This is a genomic window from Spirosoma humi (assembly GCF_054776575.1).
In genome coordinates this window covers 122,701-143,811 of sequence record NZ_BAAHBR010000008.1, presented here as the reverse complement: position 1 = coordinate 143,811, position 21,111 = coordinate 122,701, and the positions used below count along the sequence as shown (strand labels likewise).

The window sequence follows — 21,111 nt, the reverse complement described above, 5'->3', positions numbered from 1 at the left end:
CGGATTTACGGTCCGACAAACGCCCCTGATGTTAGTTTTTTAGCCGGTGAATTTGCTGCTTCAAACGCAGGGCTATTGCATTGTGCCCATCCACTCGTAATGTGTTCTCTACATATTTGGCTGCCGCGGTGGTATTGGCAAATTTGAGGTAACCAGCCGCCAGTTGATTGCTCAGTCGTACGTTGGTCGTATCCTTCGTAAACTGCTGCTTGACCGTAATTAATTGCTGAACAAACGATTCCAGCTCATTCAGCCCGAATTGGGTCTGGTTATTTTTTGCTGCGAATTGAAGGTAAGGCAAGGCCTCTTCGGGCCGGTCCAGTTTGAGTAAAGCAATAAATAATTGCTGAGCCGTATCGAACGAATTCGTCAACCTAAAGGCTTTTTTCAGATAGACGATTGCTGGTTCAGGGTCATTCAGGCTCAGACACAGCTTTCCCGCCCTGTTATACAAAGCCGCGTCGTATGGATATTCCAGCGATAATGCTTCGGTCACTTTCCGGGCTAATGCCAGTTTCTTTTGCGAGACGTAGCTGCTGACCAACTGGTTCATGGCCTCCTGCCAGGTAATTTGCTTCACAACCAGCGCTCCAGCCAACTGCTCTTCAAACGTCTTGGCTCGCTTTTCCTCCGCTGGCATCGGTATATTGAAGGGCCAGCCTTCCTTCAAAATCATGATCTCGTAAGCACCTTTAAGCGAATCCACCGCCGTAAGCGGCATTTGCTGCCGCAACCTGGCAAACGACATTTCGTTATTACCCCCATCCGCAATGAGTTGGCTCTTTTTCAGCGCATCGTAAAAAGCTTCGGAAAGCAAGGCATATCCATAGAGGTTTGGGTGAACGTGCTCCAGTAGGGTTTCCTGCCCCAGAATTCCATGTGGTGAGCGTTCCTGAAAGTATCGCTTCGTATCTACCAGCGTAACTCCCGGATACTTAACGACCAGCTCCTGAATAAGTTGATTGATAGCTTCCGGTGCTCGAAACCGCAGCAAATCCAGTTCTTTGGCCTGTATGTATTCTTTCTTTGCCTGGGCAAAATTGCCTTTTGTATAGGCCTGAGTAGCCCGCTGGTAATGAGCCTGCGCGGATGCCGCCCCTTGGCCCGGCGCACTACTAAATGGCTTCAGGTCTTTTTCGTTACTGACCAGATTGCTGATAAAAACCGGAATGTGTCGATCACTCAGAAGCTGACAGAGGTCTGTAAGGTTTGTTTCGAACTGATCGAGACCGGCCTGGAAAAGTTCGGATCCGTATGGAATTTGCTGCTCGGCAGCCATTCGCTTCATCAGGTTCTCCCGTAAATCAAGGTCGCGCCCTGATACGGCCTTCCGAATGCCATTTACCCCCCGATTAATGAGCTGGATCAATCGAAATTCCCGCAGTTTAATGAGTAGTCGCATCACCGCAGGATTATGGGCCAACGTGCTGGTAGAACCCACCCCGGATGCCCCGTAGTATTCGTTATGGCCGGTATATACCAGTACGGCGTCAGGTTCGTAATTGATTAACTCTTTGGCAAAGCCATACACGGTATATGTATTGACGGCAGTCATGGCCAGGTTGATGATCTCGATATTTTTGTCGGGGAACGTGTGTAAAAATCGATAGTGAAGCCACCGATGAAACGACCCGTTGTGCATATATGGATAGCCAATCGTGGTCGATTCGCCTAAGACAAAAAGACGCAATGTCCCTTCGGCTTTGCGTTGTGGAAAGGATTCAAAATTACCGATCGTTGCGTTTTCCGTCTCGGTAAAATACCGCTCCGATGCGTACGGGTTCATAATCCAATAGCCCTGGTGCTGAGGATCTTCAATAAACAAACGGACGTCATGACCATAGCCGAACAGTCGCAGAAATCCCTCCAGCAGTGCCAGTATCAGCAAAGGCGACAATAAGGCGATGCCTTTGTAGAGCCATATCCGTTTTTTCATGAATATCAGTTCTATCAGTTTACGAACACCTTATTGGTACGCGCATTTCTGTTGAGCCGCTTTCGAAGTTGAGACGTACCCGAAAGCGGCTTAACAGACTAAATTACTCACTGACTAGTGCGTATCACGGCCGGATGATGGTTCCATCCATCCGGCGCACCTGCCAGTTGGACTTGGTGCTGATGGGATACTTGGCCGCTTCCTTCTCGTTGATGTCAACCCCAAGACCCGGCACCTCGTTGACCGACATGTACCCCTTTTCCATCGTCGGACAGCCGCTGAACACCGACTGCGTCTTCTCCGAAAAGGCCACCGCTTCCTGGATCCCGAAGTTCCACACCGCCAGATCAATGTGCGCATGAGCCGCGTGACCCACCGGCGAAACATCCCCCGGGCCGTGCCAGGCCGTCCGCACGTTGAACCACTCGCCCAGCCGGGCCACCTTCATGGCCGGGGTGATGCCCCCAATCTGAGATACGTGTATCCGGATGTAGTCGAACCACTGATTCACCATCGGCTCCTTGAACTCATTGATGTTGTTAAACAGCTCCCCCATCGCGATGGGCACCGTGGTGGTCTGCCGCAGTTGAGCAAACCACTTCATGTTCTCGGGCGAGAAGGGATCCTCGATGAAGAAGGGCCGGTAATCTTCCACCTGCTTGATCATGTTGATGGCCTCGATGGGCTGCACCCGCTCGTGGACATCATGAAGTAGTTCGATCTCCTCCCCACACTGCTTGCGGACCGTCTCGAACATCTTGGGTACTGACTTCAAGTAGCCCATTACGTTCATGTAGGCATCGCCCTCGTAGCCGAAGCCGGCCGCTTTGAAGTCCGGCTTGTCGACATTGCTGCCCACCCCCCCGTAGCCCCCCTGCTGGATGCGGATGTACTTGAAGCCCTGCTCCATAAACTTCTTGACGCTGTCGGCGGTGGCTTCGGGGGTGTTGCCCCCGGCATGGGTGTAGCAGGGGATGGCGAAGCGGACCTTGCCGCCCAGGAGTTGGTAGACGGGCATCTTGGCTCGTTTACCTTTGATGTCCCACAGGGCCTGATCGAGTCCGGAGAGGGCGTTGTTGAGCACGGGTCCGTTTCGCCAGTAGGAGCTCACATAGGCTGACTGCCAGAGGTCTTCAATGTTATCGACGTCTTTGCCCAGGCAGAACTCGTTGAGGTAGGTGTTGATGGCGACCACGACGGCGGCCGCACGTTGGGTGAAGGTGGCGCAGCCCAGTCCGTAGAGTCCGGGTTCGGTGGTTTCGACTTTGACCACGATGAGGTTGGACCCCTGGGGGGCGGTGGCGATGGCCTTGACGGATTTGATTTTGACGGGGGGGGTGCCGACGGCGTATTGGGGTTTAGTTTGTTGTTCGCGGGCCTGTGCGGTGGACATGCCGCCAAAGAGGCTAAGTAGTCCGGCTGAGGAGCCGAAGCCCAGCATTTTTAACGTGTCACGGCGACTTTGATCCGGCTGAGACTCGTGCGATTCAGGGTTTGTATTCATGGAATTAAGGTTTGACGGGTTAATGCATTTATAAATTATACTGTTGATGCTTGACGAACACGGCTACGGCAGAGCAAAGGCGATGTAAGAACCGCCCGGCTTGTGACCGTTCTTCACCCCGCCAGCCGCAATAACGACGTATTGTTTGCCATTGATCTGATAGGTAATCGGTGTGGCAAAACCGCCCGCCGGAAGCTGGTACTCCCAGACAACCTTGCCCGTTTTCCGGTCAAACGCCCGGATACGCTCGTCATAGGTAGCCGCGATAAAGACCAGCCCACCTGCCGTAACGATGGGCCCACCGTAGTTTTCGGTACCCGTTATGGGCATTCCTTTTTTTGTCAATTCAGGAAACTCGCCCAGCGGAACCTTCCATACGTATTCACCGGTGTTTAAATCGATGGCGTTGAGCGTCCCCCAGGGTGGTTTTACGGCCGGATAGCCATCGGGATCGACGAAACGGGTCCATCCGTTGTTGATATAGGGCGGTATGTAGGGAAATTCCGATTTTCTAGCAACAACTGTCGGGGCCGCAGCACTGTGGTGATCGTCGGTTTCGCTGGCTTTAGGCTCCGTGTTAAGTAAAAATCGGACCAGTGTAATCCGATCCTGCTCCGGAATATGCTCAAAGGATGGCATCCGTCCCCGGCCCGTTTTCAGAACTGCCTGAATGTCCTGGCCTGACAGTCGTTTGCCAACATCGACCAGACTTGGATAAGCATCGCCACTCCCTTTGCGATCCAGCCCATGACAGGCCGCACAGTTGGTCCGATACAAAGCCGTACCCTTCGACGAAATTTCGGCGTTCCGGGCGGCCACGTCCGCCATTTTCAGATCCCAGACCATTTCGTTCGAATTCTGATACAGAATACCGTCCGGATCAGCCGCGTTGCCGCCCCATTCTGCACCGCCACCAATTCCAAAAAACAGCGTTCCCTCCAGGCTCGGTGGCATAAACTTATTGCCGGAGCGGGTTTTTACGAACCGCTCTTTCACGAACGCGTGCGCTTCGGGCGTGCGATCGGTAATGTCCGCTTCGGTAAACACCTGCCGGGCAAAAGGTGCCGGTTTTAGCGGAAAGCGCTGTTTGGGCCAGGGCTGCTCACCCGGTAGTCCCGTCGTTGGAACCGCCCGTTCTTCTACCGGAAAAAGCGAAGTCCCCGTATCGCGGTTAAGCACGTAAACCAGCCCATCTTTCGTAGACTGGGCCACCGCATCGACCATCCGGCCATTGTGTTTTACCGTAACCAGATTGGGCTGGCAAGGCAGATCCCGGTCCCACAGGTCATGGTGAACGGTTTGGTAATACCACTTCAGTTTGCCTGTTTCGGCGTTCAGGGCGAGAATACAATCGGCATACAGGTTTTGGCCGGCCCGGCTTCCGCCGTAAAAATCGACCGCTGGCGAGCCAGTGCCCAGGTAAACCATGCCCCGCTTTTCATCGAGCACCATGCCGGCCCAGTTGTTGGCACCACCAATTTTCCTATAAGCGTCTTTAGGCCAGGTTTCGTAGCCCGCATCGCCCGGTTGCGGAACGGTATGAAATGTCCAGCGGATCTTTCCCGTACGGATGTCGAACGCACGAATATGTCCCGGCGCGGCATCACCATATTCAGAGACGGTACAGCCCATGATCAGTAAATCCTTGTGGATAACGCCTGGGCTGGTTGCCGTAACCGCTAGTTTGGTAATGTCCTGTTTCGGGTCGTCCATCAGCCCTTCCCGCATATCGACCTCGCCATTTTTACCGAACTGCGCAACCGGCTCACCCGTCAGGGCATCAATGGCGAAGAGTGTAGGGCCTGCCGTGTAAATAATTCGTTTGTCTGATTGGCCATTGTGAGTCTCATCTTCCCAATAAAGAACGCCCCGATTCGGATTGAGCCGGGCCTGCTTGTCTTTGAAGGGATCGAATGTCCAGAGTTGCTCTCCCGTATTGGCCCGAAGCGCGAATAATTTCAGCTTGGGCGTGGTACCGTAAAGAATGCCGTTGACCACAATGGGCTGGCACTGAATTTCCGGCTGGCGTCCAGCTTTACCGTCGGCCTCGGCGGCATTGTAGGTCCAGGCTACGCGGAGGTTTTTAACGGTTTCGGTATTAATCTGGCTAAGGGTTGAATAACGGTTCCCCGCCTTGTTGCCACCGTAATTGCGCCAGTCTGATTGGCCCGGCGGCTCCGTGGTTACCACTTCCCGACTGGGATAAGTGGCCGTCAGTAGCAACCCCAATACCCCAATCGATCCGAGATAGGTAATGTACTTCATAGGCACTCTTTAGAAATGGTCAGGTGTTCGAATTTGGCTGACGTAAACTACCCCACAGCAACCGTTGGCCGCTGCTATGGGGTACTTGCTGTACATGCCCTTTAGTAACCCGGATTCTGCTTTATATTGACGTTGGATGTGATTTCATTGATGGGAATCGGCTGGGCATAATCGGTTGCATTCCATTGAATGGCACCCCCACGAACCCGCTGATAATAAGCGGCTTCCTTATCACCAATTTTCCACCGGCAAACGTCGAACCACCAGTGGCCCTCCCCGAACAGTTCCGCCCATCGTTCGTATTTGAGTGGATCGTTCTTAAGCACGTTATCCGGCGCACTGGTCTGATCGGTCAGGGTTTTGTAATCAACGGTCGAGGGCGTATTGGTGGGATACCCATACGCTCTTCGTCGGACTTTGTTGATGTACTCCAGCGCAGTGGCATTGTCGCCGGAATGAGTCAGAGTTTCAGCATAGAGCAGATATACATCCGCCAGCCGAAGCCAGAGAATGTTGTCGCCGTTGGCCATGTTCACCTCCCCTTCGGCCCCGTTCAAATAAATGTACTTCCGGAAACTCCAGGCTTCCATATCGATTTCCGAAATATCCAGGTAGTGAGAAATTGGCTTTTTGACCCCGCCCACAATCATCGAATCGACATAGGGTTGCAGGCAGGAAACCCACAACCGAGGGTCTACCGTTTTATTCGTTCGGGCCGCAACGGAGCGGGTGATGTACGATTTGTCGACGTTGGCAACATTGGCCGTCGCCGTGCCTGTCGGGAAATAGTGTCCCAGATTAAAGCCAAACCGAGCGATATTTTTGGCGTGCGGAAAAACATTCGACCAGGCCGATGCGGCCTGTGCGCCGTTGGTACCAACATAGGTCGGGGCAATCACCATTCCGATACTGGACCCCATAGAACGGTCGTCTGTACCGCGATACGTCATATCGACGTTCAGGTTGAGTTCGATCAGGGATTCGGCGTTGAACTCATTTTGGCCATTGAACATGGTTTTGTACGTATCGAACGGAACCAGCGATTTGCCACTATTGGTAACGACATCGCCCAGGTAGGTTTTCGCATTGGTCCAGTCCTGCGTATACACGTATACCTTACCCAGAAAGGCTTTAACGCCCCACTCGCCAATCTTATACTTGTCGGTAGCCCCCGTCCAGCTTTTTCCTTTTAGCAACGTTTCGGCGGCCTTCAGATCGGTGGTAATAAAATCCCAGCACTGCTTGACCGTAGATCGGGCAACCTGCGTTTCGGGCAGACTGGTCGACGTTTTGGTGATCAGTGGAACGCCCATTTTATCGCCCCCCTGTCCGTCTACAATAAAGCTTTCGCCCCACAAGGTCGTGAGGTTGAAATAATACCAGGCCCGCAGATACAGCGTCTGCCCCTTGATCAGATTAGCCGAAGCCACGTCCGCAGCATTGGCTTTGGCATTGAAGGTTTCGATACTGGCCAGTAGCGTATTGCAGCGCTGAACACCCCGCCACAGATCCTGCCAGGTTCCCTGCAGAAAGCTGTCGTTGGGCTGCGAATTGTTCTGCGCCAACTGAATCCAGGTAGTCGTGCCCTGCCAGCTCAAATCCGTGGTATGATCCCACAGATACGAGTTTTTGGCCAGCATGTTGTGTCCGTACAGGCTTGGCGCGTGTTGCGTTGCGTAAACACCCAGCAGAAGCTGCTCCAGATCCGCCACCGTAGCCGGATAACTGGCCGTAGAAATAGCTGTCGGATTGTCAACATTTACAAAACTCTCTTTGCAGGATAACGTACCCAGCACAAAGATAAAAAGGGAGAGTTTGACTAATATTTTCATAATGAACGATCGTTTGATGTCACTTTATACCGTGAATGATGTTTAGAAAGTCACGTCAAGCCCCGCCGAAACAAGCGAGGTGCGCGGATACGAGTAAATGGTATCGACGCCCCGGGCCGTCGTGCCGTTACGGCCCAGCACTTCAGGGTCGAGGCCGGAATACTTCGTGAACGTCAGCAGATTCTGGCCTTGCACATACACCCGCAGCCCCGACATTTTCCACTGTTTCATGAGCGAAGCCGGTAGCGTATAGCCGATCTGAACCGTCCGCAGTTTGAGAAAAGCACCACTTTCAACGGCGTAATCTGAAATCCGGGTGTAGTTGGCATTCGGGTCGCGCACGTAGTTGCCCGAGGCATCGGTATAGCCTACGCGCGGCAGATTGGTCAGGCCATTGCCATTGAAAAACGACGTATTGAAGATGTCACGGGTGGTGTTGTAATCGCCCACAAAAATTGGCGTATAGTATTTGTTGGCATTGAACACATCGACGCCGGTGATGCCCTGGAACAAGGCCGAAAAATCAAGTCCTTTCCAGGCCAGATTCAACGTAACCCCATACGTCATTTTGGGCCACGGATTGCCGATGAACGTTTTGTCGGCCGTTGTAATTTTTCCATCGCCATTCACATCCACGAACTTTAGATCACCCGCTCCGGTGGCAGCCGCCTGGTAGTACGTTCCCGTCGTTGTACCACCCGTTGCCGCGGCTGCTTCCTGAGCCTTCTGGTTCAGTGTGGCAACTTCGGCGTCACTCTGGAAAATTCCGGCTACTTTATAGCCGTAAAACTGACCCAGCGGCTGGCCCACCTGGGTGCGGGATACCGTGCTTTCCAGGTAATCGCCAGCCGGGCCGTCGTTGATCGGGTTATTATTGACACCATCCAGTTTTTTTACCAGATTGGCATTGAACGAAGCATTGGCTGTAATACCGTACGTGAATGCGCCTTTTTTGTTCCGGTAATCGACCGCCAGTTCGAGCCCTTTGTTACTCATCTGACCGATGTTGGTGTAAACAACCGTCGGCGACGTGGTGCTGAATCCGGCCGAAAGGGCTACGGGAACCTGATAAATCATGCCGTTTGTCTGGCGGCTATACCAGTCTACGGTAATGTTCAGCCGGTTGTTCATCAGCCCGACATCTAACCCAATATCCGTCTGATTGACCGACTCCCATTTGATATCCTGATTGGCTAACTGGGCGGTCAGGGCGTAGCCTTTTGCGCGAGAGCCATCAGGTAGGCCCATGCTGTTGGTGCCCCCATTGCCCGCATACGACGCCTGATAGGTATACTGAGGAATGTTGCTGGTACTGCCCAATTTTCCGTAACTGGCCCGGAGTTTCAGGTTTGTAATGTAGGTTAGATTGTCCCGAATGAACGCTTCTTCATTTAGTTTCCAGCCTACCGACGCCGAAGGGAAAACACCGAACTTATTAGCTGGCCCAAACCGGTCCGACCCATCCCGACGCACTGTCGCCGTCAGCAGGTATTTATTGTTGTATGTATAATTTATCCGTCCAAACTGAGACAGCAACCGGGTCTGCGGGAATTCGCCACCACTGGCCACGTAGCTACTGGGATTGCTGGTCAGGCCCAGGTTATACGTCACGTACGGAAAACTCTGCGCTTCGGCATGTAGGCTGCTCAGGTCCGACTGGTACGCTTCATACCCGGCCAGGGCTTTGAACTCATGCAGCCCAACCGTTTTGGCATAGGTCAGCACAAAGTTAGCCGTCAGATTACGCTGGTTATTGACGTCGCGGCTCAGGAAGGCATTGCGATTGGCCACAGTCCCGTAGTCGTAGGCTTCGACGAACCGGTAATTCTTTACGTTATAGATCGACGCACCAACCGTTGAGCGCAGATTAAGGCCCGGCAAAATTTCCCAGTCAGCGTACAGATTTCCCTCCAGCGCGTATTGCTCATTCAACTGGTGGTTCTGGTATTCCTGCCCGACAAGATTGGGGCCGGTAAAAAACGTACCGGTTTTAGCCCAGCCACCATATGAGTTGGTTGGGTCATAAATAGGGACGACCGGTGCCGAACGAAACGGGAACGTGGTAGTCACGGTGGGGTTGTTGCCGGTTTTCCAGGCATAGAGCGTTTCGCCAACCTTCAGCTTTTTATTGATTTTGAAGTCTGCATTCGAGCGAAGTCCGTACCGATCAAACCAGTTGTCGATCATCGTACCACCTTCCCGCTGATAGTTGGCGGATAGGTAGTAGTTGGTTTTAGCCGTGGCACCCGATAAAGACAGCGAATAGCTTTGATCCGAGCCGTTGGTATAGAGGTCTTTCACCCAATCGTTGTCGGGCAACGTAGCGGGATCACCCCAGCCGCTGGTACTGACGCCGAAGGCTTTCTTAGCGGTAATATAATCCGCCGTATTCAGCATTTTATAAAGATTCAGTGGTTGCCGGACACCGTAGTAGGCGTTGAAATTAATTTTCATCTTGTCCATACTGGTTCCGCGCTTGGTCGTCACCAGAACCACACCACCGGCGGCCTGAGCGCCGTAAATAGCGGCCGCACTGGCGTCTTTCAAAATTTCGATGGACTCGACATCCTGAAGGTTAAAGTTGTTTCCAGCGGACATCCGTATCCCATCGACGATATACAGGGGAGACATGCCCCCGATGGAACCGACGCCCCGGATGACAATGTCCGAGCTACTGCCAGGCGCGCCATCATTACGTGTCACCTGAACCCCCGCGGCCCGGCCCTGCAAGGCTTCGTTAACGCTCCGGACAGGCAGGTTTCTGACCTCTTCCGCTTTCACCGAGGAGATCGAGCCCGTCAGGTCTGATCGTTTCTGCGTACCGTATCCGACAACGACGACTTCGTTGAGGTTCTTGGTATCCGTCGCCAGCATGATATTCAGCGCCGTCTGATTGCCGACCGTAACTTCCTGCGACAGGTAACCGACAAAACTAAAAACCAGTATATCGTCGCCCGTTAGCAACGTCATCCGAAACTGGCCATTGGCATCCGTGGTGGTTCCTCGGTTAGTGCCTTTGACCACAACGCTTACGCCGGGCAGCTTACTGCCCCCTTCATCCGTAACCGATCCGGAAAGATTCCGATCGGCGGAGGTCGCATCTTTCACATAGGGCAATTCGATGAGTGCAGGCGCAGGCTCCTGATTCAGAATAATTTGTCGCCCTTTTACCTGATACATCAGTTGGTGAGCCGTCAGCAGTGTATTCAGCACATCGCCCAGCGGCTGATTTATAGCATTAAGGGATATGCGGTCATTTAATTGAACAAGCGCAGACCGATAGGCAAAGCGTACATCGGCCTGACGACCCAGTTGGTTCAGGACAGTTTTCAGACTCAGGTTATTCACACGGAGTGTAACATGCTGATCCATAACTCGCTGTGCTTCAACCGGACGGGCAGTTGCCAGACCGGCTAATATAGCCGCTAGGAGTAACTGATAGACAGTAAATTTCATAAGGCTGCGCAACAGGCTAAGCGGTTGTCGAAGTTCTTTCATACTTTTACTTGTTTTTTGGCTATTTGAATTTAGGAATGGACAAAGAACCCCCTGCCTCATCCTGGATGAGGGTCTCGAACAAGGGCGAACGTGAAGCCAGTGATGCCGGAATCATCACTGGCTTTTTTTGTGAAAAATGGGGATGATTACGTCATAGGCAGGCGAGTATAGCGTTGGATTTTAGTTTATTTACAGCCTTTACTGGTGATGACAACCTGCCCATCCAGCACTTCATACGACGCTCCGATGGTCTGACAGATGACATCGAGTCGCTCCAGCATGCTCTCATTCGAAAAGGTGAAATTGATCAGGCAGGCCGACAGGTCGTCTTCGTTATAAATAAGCTTGACGCCGTAGGTTTTCTCAAGGGTTGAAAAGACTTTAGCCACCGGTGCGTCTTCAAATACCTGTTCATGGCTCGCGGCTTCGGGTATCACCGCCTTGGGCTTCTCGACCAGCGCTTTCTGAAGTCGATTGTCATCCAGATTGTAGGTCATTTCCTGATTCGGTGTCAAGATGACGCCCTGGATACGGCGTATCCCCGATGTCTGCGCTTTCTCGAAATCTTTCTGGGAATAAACCGATACCCGGCCGGTTTGCACGGTTACGACTACAGCCTTCTCTTCTTCAAAAGCCCGGACCAGGAAACTGGTACCCAGCACTTTAGTAACCGTCTGATTGGCGTATATCAAAAACGGTTTAGCCGGATTTTTCACGACGTCGAAAAAGGCTTCTCCGTCGAGATAAACCGTTCGGTTACTCCTGCCGAACTGTTTTGGGTAACTCAGGCGACTTTTCGGCCGTAGCGTAACGAGACTGCCATCATTAAGCAGGACATTGATCGTATGCTTGCTGGTATTGACTTTTTCCTGAAGCGGAATTGAGGCCTTCTTCGTCAGATATGCGTACGAATCAGGTCTTTCTTTCAGAAGAACCCGACTGTAGAACCAGACGCCTACCCCCATCGTGAGCAGAACGACCGCAGCTGCGGCCCAGCGCCACCATAATTGCGACTGAAGCGGTATGACAGGCGCTTCCAACTCGGCATCCCGGTGTTCGGCAGCCACCTCCATCAGGCGGTTCAGTTCGTGGGTCAGCCGGGCGTCGGTTGCATCGTCGCGGTAGTGATCGGTCAAAGCCCGGACAAGCTCCTGCGCTTGGTTGACTACGTGAGCCCGGTCAGGATTTTGCGCCAGCCATTGCTCCCAGAAAGCAGTAGCCTCGGCCGAGGCTCCACTCGTCCACTGGCGAAACGACTTGTCGAACAGGAAATCTTCAGCGGTATAAGTCTTATAATTCATGACGGAGCCAGTAGCGCATTGCTGCTTCTAGCTCTATAGTGCTGTTCTCTGCCTGGTGATACTCAAAAAATATGAAAAATATTTTCGCCTAGAGTACAATTTACTGGCAACTACTCCCGTGGCAGGATAAATACCAGCAGGCCCATCAGTAGATCAGGCGACCATTGGCTCCGCAGTTCTTTAAACGTGCGGTATAAAAGGTTGGCCACACTTTGCCGCTCCATTCCCATGATCTGAGCAATTTCGTGGTTGTCCAGATTTTGGTAGAAACGCAGATACAGCACTTCCTGCTGGCGCTTGGTCAGCATAGCCATCAATTGGTGCAGCAGACGCTCTTGCTCCGTATGCAGCTCATTATCAATAATTTCTTCTTCTATAGACCCGGTGAAAGGTAACTTACTGAATTCAAAATCATCCAGATGAGCTGGCTGCTGATGACCCCGGGTTTTCAACAATTTATAGCGAAGTGCTTTCAGCAAATAAGTTCTTACGAAGACGGCATTTCCCACCGATTCCCGGTGATCCCATAACTCCAGAAATAAATCCTGAATGGTATCCCAAACCAGTTCAGAATCGGTTGTCAACCGCAGGCCGTAGTTGTACAGGCTTGGATAATGTTCTTTAGCTAGCTCACCCAACGCCCATTCATCCCCTGCTTTGAAGCGGAGCCAAAGTTCCTGGTGAGCCAGTGGCCTGAAATCAGCTGCCATAAAACGTTCTTAAGTGTGCCTATGCCAACCAAAGACGTCGACGGTCTTAATATATTGGTTTATAAACAGATTTCTTTTGTAGAGTTGCTGTGTTAATCAGGCAGCAGATTGATTGGTGGAATGAGCCAGCACAGACTGAGGGTGGCAGCATCAGAAATGACCGATGATGTATCTGGATGTCAACAAGGTCTCAATACGAGCGCAGCAAAGAATGCATCTGTTAATCGGATCACTTAAGTGTGATTCTAATGACCTGTAACTGATAATCATTTTATTAAAAATGAAAAACTATTTGTCTACTCATAAGTAGTTATACTAACTACACAAATTTCTTTGGAATGAGTTTCCATCAATGGACCATCGCAATCGTCTATCTGATGTACGCTTGTAACAAGCTACTTTAAATTAGCTATTCGTATGCTTTTGGTCATTAATGCTTACCTGTGGAAATCGGTAGGTTGTTTTGTTATGCTGGCGGGTATTTATTATGCTTTTAGCCAACGGACTCGTATTGGCAGTCATATTATATGCCTGGCTAAAGTATTTTTTCGCGGTACCTCCTGCCGCTGAACAGCAAAGCACTTGGCCAGGGGAAGAAAATTGTCAATCGGACGGTGACAGTAAGGCCCCGCAATCCGGCGAGACATTAACAGGCATCGACTATTCTGACAAAGGAAAAAAAGCGGATGGCAATAAGCTGCGTGCCAGGGTAATTAAGCACGCTCTGATTGAAGAATTCGTGAATTATAAAGGATTCTTCTGCCTTCCAATAGTGGCTACCGAACAACTCAATAAATAAATCCGTCAACAAGCATCCATTTGCTTTCAGTACGCGTTGGAAAGTATACCGCAGAGGCTTGCTCAGTAAATCAGCGTTTGCCCTGCCCTGGCACTATGTATCAAGTCGCGCACCGATGGCTGACTGCTGTTTTTCAACTCGTTATTTTTGGTAATGGCTACATCGCCCTTTGCGCGGTGGTGATGTGTCAGACGACGATCGAGCTGTTTCATCTTCACGTACCGGGTCCATTTCTCCCATTCATCTTTGCCGGTACACTAGGCAGTTATTGCCTCCACGTCTGTCTAACCGATACATCTGACGCCAATGTGTCGGCAGGACATTCCGACAGGGAGCGCTGGATTGAAGCGCACAAACCAGGGCTTTTTGGCGTATTTATAGCCTCTCTGCTGATTGGAGGCTGGTTATTGATGCAGCTAGACGCTTATCTGACCGATCTACTGCCTGTTGTCGTACTAACGTTTTTGTATACGGCACCCAAAATCAACTGGCGCCCCTTCCGTGCCCTTCGCCGGATTGCCGTCTTAAAAACGGCTTATCTGACCCTGGTCTGGACGTACGCAACGGTTGCCCTACCCATCCTGCTGGCCACCCCAGGCAGGCGTATTAGCTGGACACTGGCAGGCGTCTGGCTGCTGAATCGTTTTCTGCTGATTTATAGCATTGCCCTTTGCTTTGACTACCGTGACCGTGAGATTGACCGGCAATCGAAATGGCTAACCATTGTGTCGCGGCTAAGTGGGCGGCAGGCACAATTATTTTTAGGCACTCTTGCCCTGTGTTTCGGGCTGACGGTAGTTGCCTTGTTTAGCCTCGGTTGGGATGCCTGGACGCTTTCCTGCGTATGCCTGCCTATGATTATCTTACTGTTAGTGGCTCGAAGTATCGTAAGCCGCGCATCGGAGTATGGGTATTACGTTTATTTGGATGGGTTATTAATGTTGACCGGTCTTTTGTTAAGATTTCTACCAGCAGCAACTGGTTAAGGGTAACCTGTAGCGCAACCTTTCATCCTTGTATCAACGGCTTAACCTAAAGCCGACACCTTTACTATGAAACGACTTTATTGCGGGAGACTACGCTTAGGTGCAATCCAACGCCAGCCCTTCTCCGCACAGTTGTTGGGCATCAGCTTTCCATCTACTCAATTTTACCGATATGTAAGGAAAGCCCCCTACATCCTGAGCCGATGAATAATGGTTGACAAAGGCTTGGAAGGCGGCCTTATCTGGTATGAGATTTCTGCAACGATTTATGCCGGTTCCAATCCTGGATAGCGCCCGGCTGGTCATTCATGTCGTAGCGGATCAACGCCCGAATATGGTAGGCGAGCTGACTGGTAGGATGGAGCAACAAAACTTCGTTACATTCGCGTAGGGCCTGCTCATACTCACCAGTCAACCGCAATTCAGCCGCCCGGCTCAACCGAGCAGCAACTTCTTTAGCAATAGCGGGTGCTAGTTCCTCAGAAAGCGTCGACTCCTTTTTAAACAGCTTTTTTAGAAAGTTCATAACGAGAGGAATACAGATAAGAAAACCTATACTTACTCACCAGACACAGGCCTGTATAGTTGAAAAATCTGGGCGTCTGAAAAGGCTACCGGAGCCAAGAAGCCTCGTTGATTTTACAAGCCGCTTAGGCATTTAGACAATGAAAATAAGTACGCAGAGTCACCACCTATGGATAAAATGACAATCCTTGACTGAGGGCGGTCAATCCACCGAATTGGCGCACAACAGATAAATAGAATACATACTCCACACTCGATATTGGTTCTGGGAAAGCCTCGATTTAAATTTTTAGCGTTCTCAAAAATAATATAGTCGCTGACTAGGCCTCAATACCGGGCATGGACAAACGCGTGGACAAGACTATAACCCTTTGTCAATCAGTCGGCTTCGGCGTGTCCTGTGGCTCACTCAGCAGGCTTAGTAGCGGAGAATCGCCCTGGATGCCCAGTTTTTTGCGGAGTCGATACCGGGTCTTACGGATCGATTCGGGCGAGATACCCAGCATCCGGCTCATTTGCCGGGAATCGATCCTGAGTTTGGAAAGGGCCAGCAACCGCTCTTCGGCAGGGCTCAGATCGGAGAACTGGGTTTTTAACTGCCAGAAAAAACCCGGATGTACACGCTCGAATCGTCGGCGAAACTCGTCCCAGTCATCATTAGTCAGCAGACTGGAATTGACCAAATTCTGGCGGGTCTCGGCAGTTGGGTAGGCATTGTGGGTAACTTGCTCCCTGAGGGCACGCTCTGCCAGTTGGGCGGTAATGGTGTCAATGAGGGCATCTTTCTGACTCAGGTTCTCCATGAATCCCGCCAAATCTGCCTTGGCCCGGCCAAGTTCTTCCTCTACTAATTGCTTTTCCAGACGCAGCGATTTTTCTTTTTCGACTTCAATAACCCGCTCCTGTCGACGACGGAACTGGCTGAGGTAATAAAGCCGTAAAAACAGCCCGGCCAGCAACGTCAACCCGGCGACTACCAGCCAAAACAACGTTCGCTGGGCTTTTTTTTCGACATTGATCGCGGCCACCTCCGACTGGTGCTGCTGAATCATGAGCCGTTTATTGACCAGCGACAGGCGTTCGGAGTTATACCGCTTGTTGATGCGCTCCTTCAGAACTGTCAGGCTATCCAGGTACCGGTAGGCCAGAGGTAAGTTGCCAACCGCTTTGTAGTAAAGCCGGGACAGGTTATAATACGTCACGGCCTCGTGTTCGTCCTGTAGATTTGTGGCAAACTGGTGGGTTCGTTTCTGCTGGCGAAACAGGGCAGTTCGTTCCAGGTAATAGCGACAGCTATCCAATTGACCAAGCTGATAAAACACATTTCCGATCAGCATGGCTGCCTCGTCGGGTAATTCGCGCGTTTGGCCGAACCGGCGCACCAGCTTGTAACCCGCGTGGTATAACCGCAACGCAGCAGACCATTTTTTTTGGTAGGCGTACTCATTGGCCAGATTGGTAGAAACAATGCCTACCCACAACGAATCGCCATAGGCAACGGCTACCTGACGGGCTTTCAGAAAACTTCGTTCAGACAATGTTGAGTCGGCGCTTTCCATCTTATTGTAAGCCAGAAAGCTGTAGGCCATTCCCAGCGTATTGTAGTTTTGGATGGCCAGGTTCGAGTTGAAGGGCGGATAGCGAGCCGCTTCCTGCAGCAAACGAATCGCCTTGTCGTACTCGTTGAAGTAGTAATAATTAAACGCCAGTTCGTAGAGGTACCGGTTGATTTCGGGGATGCGCTGGTAACCAATTTCTCGAAAAGCTTCGTTGGCAGCCAGTAGGTGTTCAAAGGCCTTACCATAGTCTTCGCTCAGAAAATAATACTGCCCGGCAAAGTGCTGACAAACAGCGGCAATCTGCGGGTCGTCGTCTTCGGCAGCCCGCTTGCCGACGGCGAGAAACAAAGCGGCCTTCTGGACATTGCTCAGCGGGGTATTTTTAGCGTATGTATCTTTTAAATACCGGCTGTAGCGCGCCAGTTGATTATCATCGGTCTTGTCTGCCAGTTCATCAACCTCCTCCAGAAGCCGAAACGCATAGGCACGGTTTTGCGTGATGACCACCGAGGTGTCAAACTTATTCAGCAGCAGGATTACCCGACGGGCGGGCGTCGCTCTTTCAAGTTGATGCAGGAAGGGAGTAGCAGATACGGCTAAAGAAAAGCATATACTAAAAGCGGATAAGTATAAAAAACGAGTAGCCATGAAACTGCCTTGACTAAAAAACAGAGTTAACAGAATAGATCAGAAGAAACATAGTATACTAAAACCCTGGACAAACTACGCATTGTATTTAATATATACGGTTATGCTGGACAATCCAGCTTTATGAGTAAAAAAAAAGTCCGGTATCTAACTTGTTTTCACCTGACTCATCCTGTTCAGAGGATGAGTCAATGCTGCAGATATGTGTTCAGGAAGTGGCTTTGCCTCAGTAAAGGCTTTTGTTCATGATGGCTAGCCACATTCAACAGAGTGGCAGGTTACTTTTAGGGGCAGCCATCAACCTTTTTTTAATAGGCTTTTGCTCACGTCTACTTTTAGAATATTCATATAAAAGTAGACTCCCAAACAATTATTACTACAAAAAATACAATTCATGTTGTTCCTGTCATCGACATATCTGCGCAACTGTCTACTAATCAGACCTAACATTATTGATTCTAGGGACGTTAATAAAGTGCCAGGTTGGTAACTTTTCGGTTTGTTAATAATAGCCTAGTCAAACTAATCAGAGAAAAAAATAGCCAGCTCAGTCGATCAAGAGCTCGTTTTTTGCCGAACTTAAAACGATAAACGCTATGAATACGAAAGTGATGGTAGTAGTGGGCTTATTGCTCACCACCTTGTGCCTAATCGATTCAGAGAAGGCTACAGCCCAGGTACCTGGACCCCGAAGGGTCATTGTTATTCCCAGGGCTCCGGCAGTAGGGAAACAATGGGTTCCAGGACACTATGTTCGTCGAGGTAGGGATTATCTGTGGGTAGATGGGTATTATCGGAATACCCCCGTTCGATATGCCGCCTACTCGAAACCAGCCCGCTACAAAACCTGGAATCCAGGTTATTGGCGGCAAACTCCTCGAGGGAGAGTTTGGGTTCAGGGATACTGGAGTTACTAGATAATGATAAAAAACGTCCTGAGTGCTCAGGACGTTTTTTGTTAACTGAGCTCGCCTTTCTCTTCTATCAATCTCAGCTGCTTTTAAGTAACTGATGTGAAATAAGCCTGATAAGCAAGACACGGAACGATAAGGTCTTGAGAGTAAAACACATCCTTTAATCAGGCCGTTACTGAGGTCTAGAAACCCATTCCAAGCAAGGTCGAAAGTGACTCACGGGTAAACGGGTATCTCGTTCCGACATGCCCAACCGGCCCACTATTGATATACTCTGGTTCAAGCGGGACCTGCGCCTGCGCGACCACGCCCCTCTCCAGGCCGCCATTGCCAGAGGACAGCGCGCGCCCAAGCGGTCCTTACTCCTGTTATATTGCTTCGAACCATCTCTCATCGTCGAACCGAATTACGATCTCCGCCATTGGCGGTTTGTTTACGAATGTCTGGCCGACCTCCGGCAGCAGTTGGCGACAATGCCCCCGCCCCCCGATTCTCAGCCGATCACGAATCGTATGGTGCACGAGTGGCTGCCGTTCGAATTTGAGGATGATCCCGATGATGGCGCACCCGAAACGGGCCCGCCCGCCGTTTGGGTGTTTCACCGGGAAGTAACAGACACATTGACTGCCTTACAGACGCAGTTCACCATCGGCACAATCTTTTCTTATGAAGAGACGGGGCTGGCCGTAACCTACAACCGGGATAAAGCCGTCGCCCAGTTTTGTCGACAGCAGGGTATTGGCTGGCACGAGTTTCAGTCTAACGGTGTGATTCGACGTTTAAAAAACCGGGATACCTGGGCAGCAGACTGGCAGCAGACGATGCAAGCCCCCCAGCAGCATCCCGATCTGGCCTGCTGGTATCCGGCCAAAGTGCCTCTTGCGTGGTTCGAAACCGAACGAGGACCTGACCTACCCTCATCCTGGCAGATACCGAATGCCTCGTTTCAACCCGGTGGAGAATACAACGGACACCGTTATCTAGCCAGCTTTCTGCAAGAGCGAATCGCACAGTATGCAGCCTCTATCTCTAAACCCCTCGCAAGCCGACGGGGGTGTAGCCGTCTGTCGCCTTACCTAGCCTGGGGTTGTTTGAGTATTCGGCAAGTGTATCAGGCTCAGCGACAGGTCACTAAAAATCCGGTGCAGGCGGGTATGGGTCGGCAGTTGGCGGCCTTTGCCTCCCGGCTGCGCTGGCATTGCCATTTCATTCAAAAGTTTGAGGATGAGGATCGCATGGAGTTTGAGAATGTGAACCGGGCCTTCGACTCTTTCCCGAAAAATGACAACCCTGATCAATACGCTGCCTGGCGGGATGGACGCACGGGCTATCCACTTGTCGACGCGTGTATGCGATGCCTGGCCGCCACGGGCTATATTAACTTTCGCATGCGGGCTATGCTAACCTCCTTTCTGACTCATCATTTGTTTCAGCACTGGCAGGAAGGGGGGCAGCACTTAGCCCGGCTCTATACCGACTTCGAACCGGGCATTCATTACGCCCAGCTTCAAATGCAGTCGGGGATGACGGGAACCAATACAATCCGAATTTATAACCCCGTCAAGCAGTCGCAGGACCACGATCCGCAGGGGTTATTTATTCGACAGTGGATACCTGAATTGGCCAAGTGCCCCCTGGCTTATCTTCATCAACCGTGGACGATGCCTCCGCTGGAACAGGCCATGGAGCATTTCCGGGTCGGCATTGACTATCCTGCTCCGATCGTCGACGCTTCCGCGACGGCTCGCCAAGCCCGCATCTTACTCCATCAGCCCCGCCACAGTGAGGTAGGCCAGGCCGAGCAGACCCGTATTTTGACCAAACACAGCCTACCTGTTTCGGATCGGGCCAAAGAAAACCCTCGGAAGCTGGACAAGAAGAAGCCACGCAAGAAGCCGATCCCTAACCCTGCCGAAACGCCGGAGTTACCTATGGCTTGAGGTATGGGGTCTTTACTAGTTGAGTTGCTGCATATGGTTTGGCAAATACTCATCAGACTACGCGATTATACTACCATGAATTTACCCTGTACATCGACTACGTTGGAGCGGGTCTGTTGGCCAATGGCAACTACTGATGTGACTTAGTTGCTTCAGGATTTGGTATCCAGTTGCATTAGCAACAAAATATCGTTTGTCAAACTGAAATACGTGAAAACCTTTGAGATCAACGTGGGCTTACCTTGTTGCATTGACCAGGAACCAACATGAACGCCCAGAAAACAATCTCCCCCGACAAATTCGATAAAATCAAACACCACATTCAGGATATCCGGATTGCCCTACTGACGACTCAGGCGAGCACGGGGGCCTTACGTAGTCGGCCAATGGCCACTCATCAGCTCGATCCAGATGGGACTATGTGGTTTTTCACCCGCGCTGATTCAGAAAAAGTTGCCCACATTCGTCAACAGCCAGCCATTGCCTTAGGCTTTTCGGACATCCAGTCTCAGGTTTCGGTGACGACCGCTGGACAGGCCGAAATTGTTAACGACCAAGCCAAAGTGAATGCACTCTGGAATGAGTCCATGCTCGACTGGTTTCCCGAAGGCAAAGATGATCCAAATATTGTCCTGTTACGTATTACCACATTGGACGGAGAATGTTGGGAGTAAACGGGTAACTGCCCTAAAAT

At 51.2% G+C, this 21,111-nt stretch carries 14 protein-coding genes; 5 read left to right on the top strand and 9 right to left on the bottom strand.

Going from position 1 to position 21,111, the window contains the following annotated elements:
• Positions 1-31 precede the first annotated feature (31 nt).
• The 7 genes from ACYU8Y_RS09120 to ACYU8Y_RS09090 form a co-directional block, all read right to left on the bottom strand.
• Positions 32-1,936 carry a hypothetical protein gene (locus tag ACYU8Y_RS09120; protein WP_460936388.1) on the bottom strand — a complete coding sequence of 635 codons (1,905 nt, stop codon included), beginning with the start codon at positions 1,934-1,936 and terminating at the stop codon, positions 32-34.
• A gap of 124 nt (positions 1,937-2,060) precedes the next feature.
• The gene (locus ACYU8Y_RS09115; RefSeq protein ID WP_460936386.1) at positions 2,061-3,440 is read right to left on the bottom strand and encodes an enolase C-terminal domain-like protein; all 1,380 of its coding nucleotides are present in this window, start codon (positions 3,438-3,440) and stop codon (positions 2,061-2,063) included.
• A gap of 63 nt (positions 3,441-3,503) precedes the next feature.
• Positions 3,504-5,705 (bottom strand): outer membrane protein assembly factor BamB family protein, encoded by a 2,202-nt coding sequence (locus ACYU8Y_RS09110; protein WP_460936384.1) that lies wholly within the window; start codon positions 5,703-5,705, stop codon positions 3,504-3,506.
• A 101-nt stretch (positions 5,706-5,806) separates the two neighbouring features.
• Positions 5,807-7,537: a RagB/SusD family nutrient uptake outer membrane protein gene (locus ACYU8Y_RS09105; RefSeq protein WP_460936382.1), complete on the bottom strand. Its 1,731-nt coding sequence runs from the start codon at positions 7,535-7,537 to the stop codon at positions 5,807-5,809.
• 42 nt (positions 7,538-7,579) lie between these two features.
• Positions 7,580-11,035 carry a SusC/RagA family TonB-linked outer membrane protein gene (locus ACYU8Y_RS09100; protein WP_460936380.1) on the bottom strand — a complete coding sequence of 1,152 codons (3,456 nt, stop codon included), beginning with the start codon at positions 11,033-11,035 and terminating at the stop codon, positions 7,580-7,582.
• A 185-nt stretch (positions 11,036-11,220) separates the two neighbouring features.
• A complete protein-coding gene (locus ACYU8Y_RS09095; RefSeq protein ID WP_460936378.1) occupies positions 11,221-12,336 on the bottom strand; it encodes a FecR domain-containing protein in 1,116 nt (371 codons plus the stop codon).
• A 110-nt stretch (positions 12,337-12,446) separates the two neighbouring features.
• Complete coding sequence (locus tag ACYU8Y_RS09090; protein WP_460936376.1) at positions 12,447-13,046, bottom strand: RNA polymerase sigma factor; 600 nt, start codon at positions 13,044-13,046, stop codon at positions 12,447-12,449.
• A gap of 487 nt (positions 13,047-13,533) precedes the next feature.
• Here ACYU8Y_RS09090 and ACYU8Y_RS09085 point away from each other — a divergent pair, with 487 nt between their 5' ends.
• Positions 13,534-13,845 carry a hypothetical protein gene (locus ACYU8Y_RS09085; RefSeq protein WP_460936374.1) on the top strand — a complete coding sequence of 104 codons (312 nt, stop codon included), beginning with the start codon at positions 13,534-13,536 and terminating at the stop codon, positions 13,843-13,845.
• A gap of 95 nt (positions 13,846-13,940) precedes the next feature.
• On the top strand, positions 13,941-14,831 hold the full coding sequence (locus ACYU8Y_RS09080) for a UbiA prenyltransferase family protein (protein WP_460936372.1): 891 nt from the start codon (positions 13,941-13,943) through the stop codon (positions 14,829-14,831).
• A gap of 238 nt (positions 14,832-15,069) precedes the next feature.
• Here ACYU8Y_RS09080 and ACYU8Y_RS09075 read toward each other — a convergent pair whose 3' ends face one another.
• Together ACYU8Y_RS09075 and ACYU8Y_RS09070 are read right to left on the bottom strand one after the other, a co-directional pair.
• The gene (locus ACYU8Y_RS09075) at positions 15,070-15,357 is read right to left on the bottom strand and encodes a hypothetical protein (protein WP_460936370.1); all 288 of its coding nucleotides are present in this window, start codon (positions 15,355-15,357) and stop codon (positions 15,070-15,072) included.
• A 373-nt stretch (positions 15,358-15,730) separates the two neighbouring features.
• Positions 15,731-17,563 (bottom strand): tetratricopeptide repeat protein, encoded by a 1,833-nt coding sequence (locus ACYU8Y_RS09070; RefSeq protein WP_460936368.1) that lies wholly within the window; start codon positions 17,561-17,563, stop codon positions 15,731-15,733.
• A gap of 596 nt (positions 17,564-18,159) precedes the next feature.
• On the opposite strand from ACYU8Y_RS09070, the gene ACYU8Y_RS09065 reads away from it, so the two are divergent.
• The 3 genes from ACYU8Y_RS09065 to ACYU8Y_RS09055 all read left to right on the top strand — a co-directional run bounded on the left by ACYU8Y_RS09065 (position 18,160) and on the right by ACYU8Y_RS09055 (position 21,091).
• A complete protein-coding gene (locus ACYU8Y_RS09065; protein ID WP_460936366.1) occupies positions 18,160-18,480 on the top strand; it encodes a hypothetical protein in 321 nt (106 codons plus the stop codon).
• Between the two features lie 242 nt (positions 18,481-18,722).
• Entirely contained in the window at positions 18,723-20,417 is a 1,695-nt protein-coding gene (locus ACYU8Y_RS09060; protein WP_460936364.1) for a cryptochrome/deoxyribodipyrimidine photo-lyase family protein, read from the top strand.
• Between the two features lie 266 nt (positions 20,418-20,683).
• Positions 20,684-21,091 (top strand): pyridoxamine 5'-phosphate oxidase family protein, encoded by a 408-nt coding sequence (locus ACYU8Y_RS09055; protein WP_460936362.1) that lies wholly within the window; start codon positions 20,684-20,686, stop codon positions 21,089-21,091.
• Positions 21,092-21,111: the final 20 nt, after the last annotated feature.

Bases quoted from the DNA above. Each gene is read 5' to 3' on its own strand.
- ACYU8Y_RS09115 (WP_460936386.1), bottom strand. From the start codon at position 3,440: ATGAATACAAACCCTGAATCGCACGAGTCTCAGCCGGATCAAAGTCGC.
- ACYU8Y_RS09085 (WP_460936374.1), top strand. From the start codon at position 13,534: ATGCTTTTAGCCAACGGACTCGTATTGGCAGTCATATTATATGCCTGG.
- ACYU8Y_RS09080 (WP_460936372.1), top strand. From the start codon at position 13,941: ATGTATCAAGTCGCGCACCGATGGCTGACTGCTGTTTTTCAACTCGTT.
- ACYU8Y_RS09105 (WP_460936382.1), bottom strand. From the start codon at position 7,537: ATGAAAATATTAGTCAAACTCTCCCTTTTTATCTTTGTGCTGGGTACG.
- ACYU8Y_RS09090 (WP_460936376.1), bottom strand. From the start codon at position 13,046: ATGGCAGCTGATTTCAGGCCACTGGCTCACCAGGAACTTTGGCTCCGC.
- ACYU8Y_RS09065 (WP_460936366.1), top strand. From the start codon at position 18,160: ATGAATACGAAAGTGATGGTAGTAGTGGGCTTATTGCTCACCACCTTG.
- ACYU8Y_RS09070 (WP_460936368.1), bottom strand. From the start codon at position 17,563: ATGGCTACTCGTTTTTTATACTTATCCGCTTTTAGTATATGCTTTTCT.
- ACYU8Y_RS09095 (WP_460936378.1), bottom strand. From the start codon at position 12,336: ATGAATTATAAGACTTATACCGCTGAAGATTTCCTGTTCGACAAGTCG.
- ACYU8Y_RS09110 (WP_460936384.1), bottom strand. From the start codon at position 5,705: ATGAAGTACATTACCTATCTCGGATCGATTGGGGTATTGGGGTTGCTA.
- ACYU8Y_RS09060 (WP_460936364.1), top strand. From the start codon at position 18,723: ATGCCCAACCGGCCCACTATTGATATACTCTGGTTCAAGCGGGACCTG.
- ACYU8Y_RS09100 (WP_460936380.1), bottom strand. From the start codon at position 11,035: ATGAAAGAACTTCGACAACCGCTTAGCCTGTTGCGCAGCCTTATGAAA.
- ACYU8Y_RS09120 (WP_460936388.1), bottom strand. From the start codon at position 1,936: ATGAAAAAACGGATATGGCTCTACAAAGGCATCGCCTTATTGTCGCCT.
- ACYU8Y_RS09075 (WP_460936370.1), bottom strand. From the start codon at position 15,357: ATGAACTTTCTAAAAAAGCTGTTTAAAAAGGAGTCGACGCTTTCTGAG.
- ACYU8Y_RS09055 (WP_460936362.1), top strand. From the start codon at position 20,684: ATGAACGCCCAGAAAACAATCTCCCCCGACAAATTCGATAAAATCAAA.